Source organism: Myroides albus (genome assembly GCF_009711045.1).
Classification (GTDB): Bacteria; Bacteroidota; Bacteroidia; order Flavobacteriales; family Flavobacteriaceae; genus Flavobacterium; species Flavobacterium album_A.
The window spans coordinates 99,605-115,279 of record NZ_WMJX01000008.1; the positions used below are offsets into that span (position 1 = coordinate 99,605).

The 15,675-nt window shown below is 33.9% G+C and carries 7 protein-coding genes; 5 read left to right on the forward strand and 2 right to left on the reverse strand.

The features are described from left to right. Positions 1-30: 30 nt before the first annotated feature. Entirely contained in the window at positions 31-870 is an 840-nt protein-coding gene (locus tag GJV76_RS05815; protein WP_155091702.1) for a helix-turn-helix domain-containing protein, read from the reverse strand. A gap of 811 nt (positions 871-1,681) precedes the next feature. After that, positions 1,682-2,884: a response regulator transcription factor gene (locus tag GJV76_RS15890; protein WP_230381500.1), complete on the reverse strand. Its 1,203-nt coding sequence runs from the start codon at positions 2,882-2,884 to the stop codon at positions 1,682-1,684. A 1,635-nt stretch (positions 2,885-4,519) separates the two neighbouring features. On the opposite strand from GJV76_RS15890, the gene GJV76_RS05825 reads away from it, so the two are divergent. The 5 genes from GJV76_RS05825 to GJV76_RS05845 all read left to right on the forward strand — a co-directional run. Beyond that, positions 4,520-10,717, forward strand: a complete 6,198-nt coding sequence (locus GJV76_RS05825; RefSeq protein ID WP_155091703.1) for a DUF11 domain-containing protein — start codon at positions 4,520-4,522, stop codon at positions 10,715-10,717. Between the two features lie 32 nt (positions 10,718-10,749). Continuing rightward, positions 10,750-12,837 (forward strand): hypothetical protein, encoded by a 2,088-nt coding sequence (locus GJV76_RS05830; RefSeq protein ID WP_155091704.1) that lies wholly within the window; start codon positions 10,750-10,752, stop codon positions 12,835-12,837. Between the two features lie 103 nt (positions 12,838-12,940). Continuing rightward, complete coding sequence (locus GJV76_RS05835) at positions 12,941-13,573, forward strand: hypothetical protein (RefSeq protein ID WP_155091705.1); 633 nt, start codon at positions 12,941-12,943, stop codon at positions 13,571-13,573. A gap of 17 nt (positions 13,574-13,590) precedes the next feature. After that, entirely contained in the window at positions 13,591-14,838 is a 1,248-nt protein-coding gene (locus GJV76_RS05840) for a gliding motility-associated C-terminal domain-containing protein (RefSeq protein ID WP_155091706.1), read from the forward strand. 15 nt (positions 14,839-14,853) lie between these two features. Then, positions 14,854-15,675, forward strand: an 822-nt coding sequence (locus tag GJV76_RS05845; RefSeq protein WP_155091707.1) for a PorP/SprF family type IX secretion system membrane protein, incomplete at its 3' end; no start/stop codon positions are given.

The following is a 15,675-nucleotide window of genomic DNA, read 5'->3' on the forward strand; positions in this document are numbered from 1 at the left end:
TAAGGAGCTAAACTATCTGTTGTGCTGAAGTTATTGGACTTTTTTGATATTCTTGCGAAATTCACTTGGTGTCACACTGGTGTTTTTCTTAAAAAAGCGGTTGAAGTAATTGACTTCACTATAACCAAGAGAGAAGGCAATTTGTTGAACAGTGAGATCACTGTAAATTAGCATGCGCTTAGCCTCTAATAGCAATCTGTTCTTTAAGTGTATATTGAGTGTATCACCTGTGGTATTCACAAGTATTTCATTCATTCGCTTAATGGATAGTGAAACGCTACTGGCATAGAACTCATTGCTGTACTGTGAACAATAGTGCAATTCTACCAGATTCAATAGTTTGTACACCCTTGGATCATAATTGGAAACGGTATCGGACAACTGTTTTAAATCCAATGTATGACATAAAAACAGGCTGACGTATTTCTCCATTATAGCCGTTCTTCGCTTGGTACTCCATTCGATATTGATCAATTGGAAAATAGATTGAAATATGGGAATTAGATCAGGAGTGATCTCAAAGTGCAAAGGGGGAATTTTGTAGTAATCGCGCTCTGCTACTTCTTGATAAATTATCCTGTTAAAATAATCTTTGTCAATGGCCATATAGTATCCTGTAACATGGGTCGGATTAAAAAACTGTACTTGACCAGGAAAGACAACCCACAATTGGTTTTGAGTAATAGGATAGGACTTAAAATCTATTTCTTGACGCTGTGCACAAGTTGATGTAAACCAGTATATCTGGTAAAAGTTATATTGATAGTGATAATCAAAATCAAAGAGTTCGGGGTGTTCTTCTATGGAGTAAAACTCGATCGGTATGTTCTTATCAAACTGCTGTACTTTGATAATTTTGTGAATTGGCATTGCAATACAAATATGAAATGCACAAAATTAGTAAAATTAAATATAAAGTGTCTCATTGTGTTCGAAAAGCCTTTGGGAGGATAGATAAGTTATTCAAGCTGTTCTACTGTGAAAGTATTGTACAGTTAAAAGCAGGATTATAAACAATAATTGTACAGCTATATTAGGACGAGGCATAGTTATTTCGAAGTGGTCGCATAGTGGTCGCATACTGATCACATAGTGGTCACATGATTATAGAGCAAAAACATGCGACCACTATGCCAACAATATAGGAGCATAAGGGTATCAGTAGGAAGAAAGACCCTTCGTACTTTTCATCTTTATAGGATTTTATCAATTGTTCTTCCAGGTTTTAATCGATGGGACAATGAATAGAATAGCAAACAGATTGGTGTAGGGGATAAATTAGCAGTTGGGAAGGATATTACTTCAGTCTATTTGTTTAGTTTGTATTAGTATCTGTAAGGCAGTAGTAATTGATTGGGATAACACTGTCAGAGCTAAATCCATTGATTGTACGGCAAAATAGTTAGCAAGTTAATAAGACGAGGTAGGGAAATTATTTGGTTCTAAGAGAGAAGGCCAGTGTAGCTTTGTAGGATTTGATGTAAATTGTTTGTATTAATTTGTTGATTGAAAAGGAAGGTTGAAAGAATGTTCCAAATAGAAAATAGCTCGATGTCCTCATTGAACTCGAGCTAATCCTTTATATCGTACACTTTTGTTATTGTTCTCACTCGTCAAGGAGAAAGGCTTGTTCTATAGGGTATAGTAAAGCTAAAGCCTTGCAACTACAAGGCTTTAGTGTCTATTTAGCTTTCAGTGTAAATAACTGTGTTCTTGAATTGACATTGAGTTTTATAAAAATATTACTTATGTGATACTTGGTTGTACTTAATGAAATATTTAATTCAGCAGCTATTTCTTTGTTTGTCAATCCCTCCCAAATTAGTTCCAATACATTTATTTCGCGTTCTGTTAGTTTGTAAATATTTCTGATGTTTGGGTCTTCTTCTCGTTCTTGTAAATTGTCTTGTGTCCCTGATAGGGTTTGTACATGGGATTGTCCTATTGCATCTATTTCCAATGACTTATTGCCCTTCGCTTTGAGTAGAAGATTGTGGTAGTTCTTTACTAATAAAACATACTGCGAATTAAACATTTCTGTTTTCTTTTGACGACGGTGATACTTCTTTATTAAAAAGTAATTGTTGAATATGGAGAGTAGAATGACAATACTACTTAGAATCTTCAAGGTAGTAATCTTGTCGATATACTGAGTCAAGCTAAACTTAACCCCTGTATCTGTAAGACAAATCGTATAAAATATTATTAAAAGTAATAGTAGTAAAATATACTGTCTGTAAACTTTTCGCTTTAGTAGTTTTCGCATCAAGTATTGAGATACAATAGCAATGGTGATTACGAGTAAATCCAGGTAATAGCTATGACACTGAGTGATAATGATATGCCCTATATAGATACCTATAGCTAAAACACTGGAGAAGCTATAAAACTTGAATTCGTTTTGATACAATTTTCTTTTAATAGAGAAAGGTACATAGCTGCTTGCGATTAAGGAAAGTAGAAACAGCAAGCTGATGATAATGCCTTTTTGCATAAAGTTCACCATCAAAGTTATTCTGTATGTGGTGTGTACCAACACATCGCTATAAACTATCGAGCAGAACATTAATAGCTGAATGGCGTGAATGGCAGCCCATTTTCGAATCTTGAATATTTTGTATATGACAATAGTAGAGATGATTCCTAAGAGTGCGATACCGTAAAATACACCCGATAAAAAGAAGTTAATGGATATAGGGAGACTATCTTCGAGTAACTGTATTGCTTCATCTTGAAAGTCATTGTCTGTCAGTAATAAGCTGTTGTGTTGTATATCAAAAAGGTCAAGATCTAAACTTAAGGCAACTTTTGCGTAAAGATATACGGTACTCAATAGAGAAAGCATACCAATGATGATATAATGATATTTTTTTTTCGATTCCATTTTTGAATGTCCTAATGACAAGTAATCCAAATACGCAAGACATATTGAATCAGTATGTAGAAGATATAGGATAGCCCGTCCATATATTCCATCATAATAACTTAAACTAAAAGGGGGGTAAATCTATAGAAGACACAGATTATAAGGTGAGTTGAGTTTGAGTTTCATATTCTGCGAAATGTAAAAGGAATCCGTTTAGTTTAATCTTGCTTATTTCGTTACTTAATTATTACAATTTTGTGATTATATTAAGATTTTAATAGTAAATTAAGTACTGGCCTTAATTTAAGAATTCTTAAATCTTCTTTATTGCCTAATTATGTCATTCTTGAGCTTATTTGCTATGGGAACCTTAAACTTTTGAATCCACGTTGTTTGAGAGTTTTTCATTGTTTTTCTATGTTGTTTTGTTTTGATGTCGCAATATAACGGATGTGGGACAATTTGTGCCTGTTCTTTAGTATAGGTTTGTGTTAAAAAAGTCACAACCTCAATGTGAGAATAAGCTTTTCAATTGAAGCAACAGAGTCATTTTTATCAAGCTGTTTTATTCATTCTAATTAAACCTAAAATTCATATTAATCAAAACCTTTTAAAGTCATGCTATCTCTTAGCGCTTACATCGGTTTTATGAGCAAACTATGGCATGCTTGCATGGGGCCTGCAGACCTGTTTTGTGTTATTACTTTTCGGTTATGTGTCTATTATGTATTTGCAGTAAAGAACGAGATAGGGGATACACTTAAAGATTTACGGTGTGTTTAACAGTATCAGATGTTTGTAATAATTAGTCTACTCATTTGTTTTGAATTAAGCGTTTTTTGAAAATTCACAAGGCTCTTGTCTTTAGATGTTTTGTCTTTAAAAGACATTTTAGTACAGTACTGGTACTTTTTTAACTACTTAATGTATTGAAAATTAAATCGTTGTATTTATTGTTCTCACATTGCCATAAAAGGGTTAGTTCGTTTCTGCTAATTGTTAATTGACTTTTGTAACCTTGTTTTAACAGAAAAACCATTCTTTAGTATAGGTTACACCCTATAGGGAAGGAGTATTTTTGAAGTTGAAAATTACACCTAATACAATTGTTTTCTATAACACCTAAATCAATTGCTTTTGGCTTGTAATTTCTGGAGTACTTCTTGTAGAGGATTTCTTAGGTAATACGGAGAGAGGGACGATTGAGGTAGTATTCCAACACCATAACCAACTAACGAAACGAAATTATTTATAGAGGCAAATTTAAGCTTCTTTGTTGCACTGTATTTTCAATATTGAATGCAGTTGCGACGCAATATAAAGCATAGTATAATAGCATGGCTTACCCTGGGCAAATTAGTGGGGAGCAATGACTGAATATGAATTAATAAAGTTAGTATGGCAAATTTATCTAAACTCAAAACTTAACGTAAACACTGTGTACCCATATTGGCTATAGGTAGGGCATTGTTGTTTCTATACAGTAGTTTAAGTTGACATCGTAGAACGAAACTATTTTTAGAATCACATTACAAACTCAAACACTCCGTAATGTTATTCTCTATCTAAACTCCATATTCTTTGGGTATACGCTCTATTTGATCCAGGATTGAATAGGGGAAATCAATCAAACATAATTTTAACAAACAACAAATGAAACAAAAAACTACTTTTTCTCTATGGAAGAGGTTACTGCTTTTGCTCATCCTGTTCGTTCCTTTAGTACAGTCTTATGGGCAAACTAAGGTGTATGCTACAGAGTTAATTAAGAGTAAAAATGTTGATAATCCAAAATATGCAACTGATGGGAATTTAGCAAGTAAAGGTACATTACATGCACATCCTGGGGCGTTGTTGATAGGTAAGAAAAGCGGATATTTAGAATACAAATTTCCTAATGCAGTACCGAGAGGAACACACACCTATGTAAAGATAGGGATGGAAAACAATGAATTACTAAATGGTTTATTAGGTGGTTCAGTGGGTAAGTTATTATCTGGTCTTTTGAATGAATTACTATTGGGAAGCCACAGATTTGATGTTAATGCTTACAATGGGAATACGAAGGTTCTTGAAGTTAAATCAGTAGAAGGTTTTGGAACTAAGCAAGCTAAATTGATTCAAGATAAAAAGGGTGATTACATGATTGCATTTCAGTTAGATCAATCATTTGATCGAATGACTGTAGGTAATAGTAGTACGGCTTTATTGGGATTAACCGGTGATAAATTATTAGAGGTTTATGATACTTACTACGTAAAAGAAGATGGAGAAAGCTGTGGTAGACCAATAGGAACTTCATTTGATTCTGCAGGTATTGAAATTGATCTCTTAGGAGGTTTGCTACAGAATAAATTCTATGAAGCTATAGATGGAAAAGAAAATACATATTCTTTATTAAAAAGAGAAGGTGCTGTAAATGTAGGAGTTGGAGGGTATATTTCTCAGTTTTTTTATTTTCCAACTACTTCTAATGCATCCACTACCGTTAACTTAACGATAGAGTCTCCAAAGGGGTTGCTTAGTTTGGATTTGTTAAACGCTATTGAAATAAGAGCATATAAGGGCGACAAAGAGGTATATACGAAGTCTTTAGAGGGAGGTTTACTTAATGGTGTAAACCTTTTAGGATTGTTGAAGACACCTGGAAAGAAGACTCTAACATTTGCTCCTGGAAAAGAGTTTGACAGAATTGAATTAAGAGCAAATAACACATTAAATGTTGGAGTGTTAAGTGATGGTTTACGTATTTATGATATTGAGCGTTTTGATACATCGAAGTGCGCTAATCCTAATATTGTAGTTCCTGCTCCGACTGAATCTCCTTTTGATATAGCTGCATGTGCTACTGTTGTCAAGGATTTTAAAAATGTTGATTTTGTTACAAATGCTATAGATGGAAATAACGAAACATATGCTACTCTATATGCGAATAATGGTTCTTTACTATCTACTTTGCCTTCGTCAGGAATGATAGAATTGACTTATAACCAAAAAGTATCAGCGAATACAACTTCTTATATTAGGATTGATTCTGATAAAGATGTATTGGAAGCTTTATTAGGAGGAACTTTAGGTAAGTTAGTTAACGGTGTTGGTGGTCTATTGTTAGGTGATCACTACTTTGAAGTTGAAGCCTTCAGTAATGGTGTATCTGTATCTAAAAGCTCAAGTATAAGTGGTTTTGAAGGAACTACTAATGGAGCAGTATCACTAGTACAAGATAAGATTGGTCGTTATTATTTAGCAGTTACACCGACAGCTGAATATAATAGTATTCGTATAACCAATAGAGTAACAGGATTACCAACAGGAGAACAACGTATGTTAAAGGTATATAACATGTGTCGTGAGATTGGTTCAGATCCTTGTTATCCTGCTCAGTTTACTTCATATAATCAAGCAGGGTTAAATCTAAGTATTGCTAATTTAAATGAAGCTGGTGTTAAGAATCCTTACCATGCTATAAGTGGTAATTCATCTAATTATTCAGAGATTAGTTCGGGTACTCTAGCTGTAGGTACAGGAGTAAAACAAGTTGTTTATTTTCCTAAACCATCTTCTAAAGGTGATAAATTAGAAGTGAGAGTACAGTTTAATCCTAAGAGTGTACTTTCATTAGATCTATTAGGATCTTATAAAGTGATTACTTATTTAGGTAGTACTAAAAAACAAGAGTTTACTTTAAAACAGGGATTATTAAATAATCTTGATTTATTAGGTCTATTGCAGTCTGGTGGAGTTCAGTCTTTGTTTTTTGATACAAGTGTAGAAGCTTTTGACAGAGTTGAGATTTCTACAGTTACATTACTTAATCTTGGAGTCTCACCAGCTATTCGTTTGTATAATGTCAAACGTATTAATGATGTTTGTAGTGATCCAATGACCGAAAGTCCTTTTGTGTCTTCTGTATGTGCTACTGAGTTGTTAGGAAGTAAGTATGTGGACGATATTTCTAATATTTTTAATGGAAACTTTGATTCCTTTGCAACTATTAATTCAGATGCAGGAATTTTATTAGGAGGAAATAAAAGAGCTGGTTTTGTCGAAATTGGTTATGACCACATCGTGAAGGCTGGTACTACATCATATATTCGTTTTGATTATGATAAAGGAATATTAAAAGGCTTATTAGGAGGTAGTCTTGGAAATATAGTAAGTGGACTGTTAAACAATATTGTTTTAGGAGATCATTTTTTCGAAATAGAAGTGAAAGATGAGCATGGTGTTGTGTTAGAAGGTAACAGTAGAGGTATTGCAACAACATTCAAAAATGGTGAAATAAGAGTGGTAAGTGATAAGCTTGGCCGTACTTATTTAGCTATAACTCCAAGTAAAAATTATAAATCAGTGAAGATCACTGATAGAAATGAGAGCGTATTGGGCATATTAGCTCCTGCTACTTCTATGAATGTGTATAATATGTGTTATGAAGGTAGTGCAGATTCTTGTGTTGATGCTTTTGCGACATCATTTGACTTTACTGGATTATCATTAACAGTTAATGATCTGTCTGGAGCTGGTGTTGAGTATCCAGAGCGCGCTATAGACTCTAATACAACTAACTATTCACGTATTAGTTTAGGAACTCTTAATGCTGTTGGAAGTGTAAAACAATGGATATTCTTTAATTCAGTTTCTGAGAAAGATGATGTTACTAATATCAAATTTAAAACAGAGTCAGGAGGAGTTGATTTAAATGTATTAGGAAGTTTAGAGATTAAAGCCTATTTAGGTGATAAAGTAGTTCATACACTTGATCTATCTAATGGTTTAATTAACGGTATTAATGTTTTAGACTTAATCAATAAGGGGGATATGGTTAATTTACCATATACACCAGGTGTTGAGTATGATCGTATATCTATCGGACTTAAGAGTGTGTTAAATGTATCTGTGTTGCCTGCAATTCATTTATATAGCGTAGAAAGAACATGTCAATCTTTAAATCAAGATCTTGTTAGTTGGAAGTCTTATAAAGTCAATGGTGATTCAACAGTTCAAAAAGTTACTGGTGGAGAAGAAGTAGAATATACTATTCACGTTAAAAATGTAGGTGCTACTGATGTACCAACTTTATTAATAGAAGACAGACTACCTGCTGGGTTAACATGGACTTCTGGAGGGACACACAACAATGGTGTAGTGACATTCAAAAAAGAAGATGTTTTAGTAGTAGATGGTGTCGTTACATTTAGTTTTAAAGCTAAAGTAAATGCAGATTTAGAAGGGATTTCTCAAATTAGAAATATCGCTACAGTAAAAGTTGATGAGACAGATAAGGGAGTTAATACTTATCCAGCTATTGACAATAAAGACCCTAAAGATCCAAATACAAGTGAAAAACCAGGTGCTGTATTAGTTGTTGATCCTCTTTATGATATCGAGTTATCTAAAGTAGGATTGAGTAATGGAAAAATTAGTGATCAAGCACAGTTAGGTGATGAGATAACATATACTATCTCAGTTGAGAATAAAGGAAATAAAGCATTAAGAAATATTTTACTTAGCGATGTTCTTGGTAATGTGATTGGTTCAGAAATAGAAATTGTAGAGGTGGGATCAGGTGTGATTCAAAACAATACTATTAGTTATGTTATCGCTCAACTTAATGTAGGTCAAAAAGAAACTTTCGTAATTAAAACCAAAGTAATTGGGTTACCTGCAACAAATAAAATTTCGAATAAAGTTATTTCTAAAGTTACATTACCTGACAATACAACTAAAACAAAAGAAGTTGTATTTGACTTAGCAAGTAATTGTAATGATATTTTTGAAAATAGCATTGTTATAGAACAAATAGCAGATGTATGTGCTTATTCAGAATTTGTATTAAAGGCAACATTAACTAATCTTGCTCCTAAAGATTTAAAGAATCCAATATTTAAATGGTATAAGAATGCTGATTTATCAGATACGCCATTAGTAGGGCAGGAAATTAGAACAACTATAGAAAATACGACTAAGTTTTATGTGACTGTTGAAGGTCTTGGTTATTGCTTTAGTGGCGTACCAGCTGGAGTAGAAGTTAAAACTTTATCTGGGCCAGCTAAACCTATCGTGTCAAGTACTCAAGCTGATATATGTGAAGGAACATTAACGACATTATCAACTGTAGAGGGTGCAACTGAATATCAATGGTTTTTAAATGGAGTATTGATTGAAGCTCAGGATGAAAAAGGGCAACCTGTTCGTTTTGGTCATTCAATAGAAGTTAATACAGCAGGAGATTATAGTGTTATAGTTTCTAATGGAACTTGTTATTCTCAAGAGTCAGATGTTTTTACTGTTAATGTAAAAGAAGTAGCTGAATTATCTATTGAGGGTGATCAAAGAATTATCACTAAAGTAGGAATTAGTACTCAATTACCTAAAGTGACTAGTAAGAATGGAACAGTTACATGGTATAACGAAAAAGGGGAATTATTTAATGAAACCCAAATCACTTTTGCTGTTCCTGGTATTTATACTTATACTGTAGTAGCAGACTTAAACGGATGTTCTACAGTGGAGAATGTTATCATCACTGTATTAGATTCTAATAATTGTCCGCCTCAGATAGAAAGAGTTTATGCAAAAGAGAAGACAACTTGGGGATCTATCATAACTGGGGGAATTGCGAATAAAACTAATGCAATAGATGGTAATCCTACTACTTATTCTGAAATAATAACAGGGTTAGGTTTATTGGGAATAGGTACTACATGGCAAAATATTTACTTCGATGAGATAGTACCTGCAGGAACACCTGTGACTATTAAGTTAGGAAAGCAATATAGCGGCTTAATGTTAGCAGGAGGATTATCTGTACAGGGATTAGATGAAAATGGCAATACTATTGGAACACTAAAGTCGGTACAAGGTGGGCTACTTGATTTATTAGCGGGAGATAATGTGATTGAGTATACGTTTGTTCCTACTTCTTCTGGTAAGCCAAAAGCATTTAAGGGGGTTAGAGTTTCTCAAGGTTCTTTAGTAGGTCTTGCTCAAATCTCAAAAGTATATGGAGTGTATTATTCTAAATCAGGTAGTATAAGTTGTACACCTGTAGCAACTGATATAAACTCAGGTGTAATAGATGTACTACATGGGGTACAAGATCTTGGTTTAGGTGTAGCAAGTGCTACAGCCTCAGTCACTAATCCTTGGAACGCAGTTGATAATAAGCCTGATACTTATGCTTTAATATCTCGTGGAGTAGCTGTATTAAACGAAGCTTCATTGACTGTTGTATTTAAACAACAGGCAATGCCTGGTGATGAATTACATATCATTACAGAGATTCCAGGTAACCCTGTTTTAAGTTTAGAATTGATTAAGGGATATAGTATTCAACGTTATTTAGGCGATAAAAAAGTAGGCCCTGTATTAGAAGGAAAAAAAGAGGTGTTAGGACTTAAGTTATTAGGCTTAGGGTATGGTAATAAGCATAAAGTTATTGTTGCTCCATATGATAAACAGCCATATGATAGAGTAAAAATCTCTTATGGTAGTGTTGTAGGGGTATTAGGAGATTTTACACGTATCTATGATGTGAATATTGTACCTACGATAGGAACGGGAGTAAAAGAGAATGAAGTCATAGATGTATGTAATTATGGAATGTTGAAGCTATCGATGATAGATGCGTGTACTACATACGAAATATATACTTCTGAAACTGGAACTGATCAATTAACGGAAGTAACTCCGTTTGAATTTTACTTAAAAGGATTAGAACAAGGTGAACAAACCATCTGGATTCAAAACGTTCGAAGTGGTTGTCCATTAGGACCACGTATTCCAGTTAAAGTGAATGTGAAAAACTGTTCAGTTAAGACAAACCTGAACATCACAACAAAAATTAAATAATTAGAAACAACAATATTTATATATAACAAAAGATGAAAAGAATCACATTATTAGCAGCATTATTAGGAACAACATATTTTGCAAATGCACAAGTAGGGATCGGTACGCCGGACCCTGCTACTTCTGCAGAATTAGACATTGTAGCAAAATCAGGAAATAAAGGTATCTTAATTCCTCGTGTTACTCTTACAGCAGAGAGTGTATTTGCTCCTATTACAGGTTCTCAACAAGAGAGTTTACTGGTGTATAACAATGTAGAATCTACTTCTATGCCTAAAGGTTTTTACTACTGGGATGGTGCTAAATGGAATAGAATCATTGGTAAAACTGAATTAAATACAGTGGTAGAAAACTTAGGAGATAATATCACTACTATCACAAATGACGTTAAGAACCTTCAAGCTGTTGTTAATTACATTTTGCCATCTAATCCTGATAATTCTGATCCTACTAAACCAGGACATACTACAATTGTATATGATAATACGACAGGAGATATGTATGAGGTAGTATATGATGCTACAACTAAAAAATACATTACTAATAAGATCGACTTACTAAAGATGATCCAAGGAAAAGAAACGAATACTTTCTTTAAAGAGATTAAGGAAAATGGTAAAATAACTGGTTATGTATATTTCAACGAGAAAACGATTGTCGAAGCTATTGGTACAGAAACTGATCCTAATAAGATTAAAGATATACTTGATAAGTTAGATAGAAGTACAAAAGGAGCTATTGAGATTGATGTAAAAGGAACTGTAGTAAACAACTTCAAAGAAATCTTAGAAGCACCAACTAAAATTACTGTTACTACAAAAGAAGGAGACAAGACTTTCACAACTGTAGAAGAGTACTTACAATATATCTCTCAATCTGCTGATGGTAATGTAATCTATAAAAACTTAGGAGATACTACTAACCCTAATTGGGTATTCCAATACTACGACAAAGCTAATGGAAAATATGAGACTATTGTTTTACGTGATTTAGTAGCAGAAACGGAGTCTAAAACTACTATTGTTACTTATAATAAGAAACAATATTACTTATCTGAAGCATACATTGTAGGAGGAGGAGAATTAGATGTGACTAAATGGACTGCTGTTCCAGCAGGAGCTATTCATGTAGACGTAGTAGGTGGAGTGATTAATAATATCGAGGAGATTTTAACTACGAATGGAAATATCACTGTCCAAGTAGGAGGAAAAGATATGACTTTTAATTCTGTAGAAGAGTACTTACAGTACATCACTCAGTTCTCTGAAGGTAATGTTATCTACAAAAACATTAGTACAGACCCTAATAAACCAAACTGGGTATTACAGTATTGGGATGAAACTAAAGGAGAGTATACAACAATTAACTTAACAGATCTGGTTGCTTCAGTAGAAACTAAGACTAATATCTTAAGAACAGAAGCAATAGATAATGGTAAATTAGAAGCTTATGCAGCTGCAGGAGCACCAATAGAAGCTAATGTTAAGAAAGGAGAAATCTTCTATAAGTATAACAATGAAGATAAAGGTGAGCAATTCATCAATATGACGGCTGATATCATCTCTTCTATTAACAACAATGAAGAAGTGAAGAATGCATTGACTAATATCTTAAACCAAGGTGGTAACGTATATTTTGGTAAGATTAAAGATACTGATACTGATTTAGTATTCTATACAATGAAAATTGTAAATGGTAAAGAAGAGAAGACTCCTATTGAATTACCAGCTTCATTCTTATTAAAGATTATCAACGATTATAAAGAGATAATTAAACAAGCTTTAGGAGATAATATCACAAACGAAGGAGATATCGTATTCACTGGGAATATCTATAATGGTCGTCAAGTATTATTAGCTAAAGGAAGTACTACAACCAATGGTGATTCTGCTAAAACTACAGGTGTAGAATTAGCTAATGCTACAGGTGATAACGCTATCAATGGTGTGTTATCTATCAAGGTACTAAAAGGAGGTGTGTTAGTTACTGAATCTACAAAAGACGTGGAAGTAAAGGGTACTAAGATTGACTTTAATATCGGTGTAGGAAATATCTATACAGCTTTACCAAAAGATACTTATGAAGTAGTAGTAGAATACCTTGGTAAAGAGGTAAAATAATAAAGATCAAACAACAAACAACAATCAATTAATCTTTTCTGAAAAGGGGAGGAGTACAAGCCACAAATAAGCTCCTCCCTTTATTTAAAACAAATTCACAATTATGAAAAAAATATATTTAAGTATAACTCTTGCCCTTTTGGCAACAGCTGGTTTTGCACAGACTAAAATAGGTGTTGTAGGTAACTCTAATCCAGATGTAAACACTAATGCAGTATTAGAATTAGATGCAATAAATAAAGGCCTTTTATTACCTCGTGTGGAATTAACCAAAACAACAGAAGCAACTCCTTTAAACGCACATGTTGAAGGGATGACTGTCTATAATACTAAAAAACAGAATGATGTAGTTCCAGGTTTTTACTATAATGATGGTTTAAAATGGCAACAAATGGTAACTACAGATAACAAAGCTGTGAAGTTCTTCTATATGCCTTCTATTGTTTTTGATACGAGTATTATCACTGATCCTGCGACAGTGAAAGAAGTGAATCTATATCAAGAGTATGTAAATCAGTTCGGTATGAAAGATAAATCACGAACATTTAAAAATGATGGTGCTCCTGAAAGCATTCCTTATTTTCATAGTGCTGATCAGTTAGATTACTATGTTACTGATTACGATCCAACTGTTTTTGAGATTGTAAATATCAGTAATGAGGGGATCATGCAGTATAGAATTTTATCAAATGGAACTCCTACCTCGATCATGAATATCGTATTCTCAGTTAAGTAATTTAAAAGTGAAATAGTATGAAAGATTATAGAGCACTTTTAATGGCTTTTGCTTTGTCTTATGCAGGAGTTCATGCACAGACAGTCAACAAAGGAGATCTCTATATTAGCTCAGGTTCTTTAGTATCATCAAAGTATGTATTTGAGAATGTTGACAATGCTAATTTTAGAAACAACGGAACACTTATCCTTGAGGATAATTTGATAAACAATGGGGCATTTTTTGATTACAAGGGCAATACTCCAGAAGGAACCACACTTTTGAAAGGCAAGAAAGTACAGATATTAAGCGGAAATTCTATTACTACGTTTAATAATTTAGAGTTGGTAAATCCCACAGAGCAGAAAGCTTTCGATATCCAAAGTCCAGTTGTGGTAGTTGGCCAAATGACTTTTAACGAGGGGATAGCCCATGTGGATGAAGCGAAAGGATCAGTTACCTTTCTTAAAGGTGCAGCTGCTTCTTTGACTAAAGATAATAGTCATATTCAAGGGCAAGTGGATAAAGAGGGAGACAATGAGTTTATTTTCCCAATTGGAGATCAAGGCTTTTATCGAAAGGCAATTATTTCAGCTCCCGAAAAGGAGAAAGATTTATTTGTAAGTAAGTATTCTTTTGATGATGCACCTTTCTTTAAAGCAAGAGCTAATACTGCTGGTGTAATAGAAGAATTAAATACGAAAGAATACTGGCTGATTGATCGTACTTCAAATACAGAAAGTGATATCATCTTGACTTTGACTTGGGATGAGCGCACCACGCCAGCTGAACTGTTGAAAGATCCTGTAAGGGAATTACACATCGTGAGATGGGATGAAAAGCTTCAGATCTGGGTTGACGAAGGCGGAATAGTAGATGTAGATACTAAGAGTATTTCTACTCCAACTTCTGTGAAAGGATATGGTTTCTTTACACTGGCTACAGTTAATAAAGATTGGCTGTTGGACGGGGATGTCGTGATCTACAATCTTGTATCTGCTAATGGAGATGGCAAAAACGATTTCTTTCGAATTGACAATATAGAGCGTTTTCCAAATAATACAGTTGAGATATTCAACCGTTGGGGAGTGAGGGTGTATGAAACGACAAATTATAACTCTCGAGGAAATGTATTTGTTGGAAAGTCAGATGGACGTGGAACTATTAGTAAAGGTGAGAGTTTACCTACGGGAACTTATTACTATGTAATTACTTATGAATACAAGGATGACAAAGGATCTCGTACTATTAAGAAAGCGGGTTACTTACATTTGGAGACTAACTAATAGAATAAATTCAAAATGAATTATAAAGCATTATTAAAGAATAGTTTATTGGGACTTGTCTTGGTAGGTAGCGCACAGGTAGCTACAGCTCAACAAGATCCTCAATTTACACAGTATATGTATAATCCCTCACAGATAAACCCTGCTTATGCCGGGAGCAGAGGGACACTGAATATCTTCGGACACTACAGAACCCAGTGGGTAGGTATGGAGGGGGCACCAAAGACAGCAAGTGTTTCTGCCAACACACCTATTGGTGAATCAGGTATGGGATTAGGAGTTAATTTTACCAATGACAGATTAGGGGCAATGGATGAGAACAATATTTCGATTGACTTATCTTATGCAATTGATATTAACTATGAGTATAAATTGGCTTTTGGATTAAAGACCACAGCTAATTTAATGAGTGTAGATTTTACAAAGCTTAGAATATTTGACGGTAGTGACAAAGTAAATGACAATGTCAATAATCAGTTTACTCCAAATATTGGAGCAGGGGTTTACCTTTATTCTGATAAATCTTATGTTGGTATTTCTGTTCCTAACTTTTTAACGACTGATCGCTATGATGACAATGAGTTTACTACTCTACGTCAAAAAGCACACTTTTACTTAATGGGGGGATATGTATTTGAACTCAACCCAAGTTTGAAGTTCAAACCAGCAACTCTTATTAAAGTAGTGGAAGGGGCTCCGCTGCAAGTAGATTTGACTGCAAATTTCTTGTTCTTGGATAAGTTCACTGTAGGAGCAGCTTACCGTTGGGATGCTGCAGTAAGTGGACTTGTAGGGTTCCAAGTGAATGAAAATCTGTTTGTAGGTTATTCTTATGAT

Excerpts from the sequence above, each read along its gene's own strand:
- GJV76_RS05815 (WP_155091702.1), bottom strand. The coding sequence starts at position 870 with ATGCCAATTCACAAAATTATCAAAGTACAGCAGTTTGATAAGAACATA.
- GJV76_RS15890 (WP_230381500.1), bottom strand. The coding sequence starts at position 2,884 with ATGGAATCGAAAAAAAAATATCATTATATCATCATTGGTATGCTTTCT.
- GJV76_RS05825 (WP_155091703.1), top strand. The coding sequence starts at position 4,520 with ATGAAACAAAAAACTACTTTTTCTCTATGGAAGAGGTTACTGCTTTTG.
- GJV76_RS05830 (WP_155091704.1), top strand. The coding sequence starts at position 10,750 with ATGAAAAGAATCACATTATTAGCAGCATTATTAGGAACAACATATTTT.
- GJV76_RS05835 (WP_155091705.1), top strand. The coding sequence starts at position 12,941 with ATGAAAAAAATATATTTAAGTATAACTCTTGCCCTTTTGGCAACAGCT.
- GJV76_RS05840 (WP_155091706.1), top strand. The coding sequence starts at position 13,591 with ATGAAAGATTATAGAGCACTTTTAATGGCTTTTGCTTTGTCTTATGCA.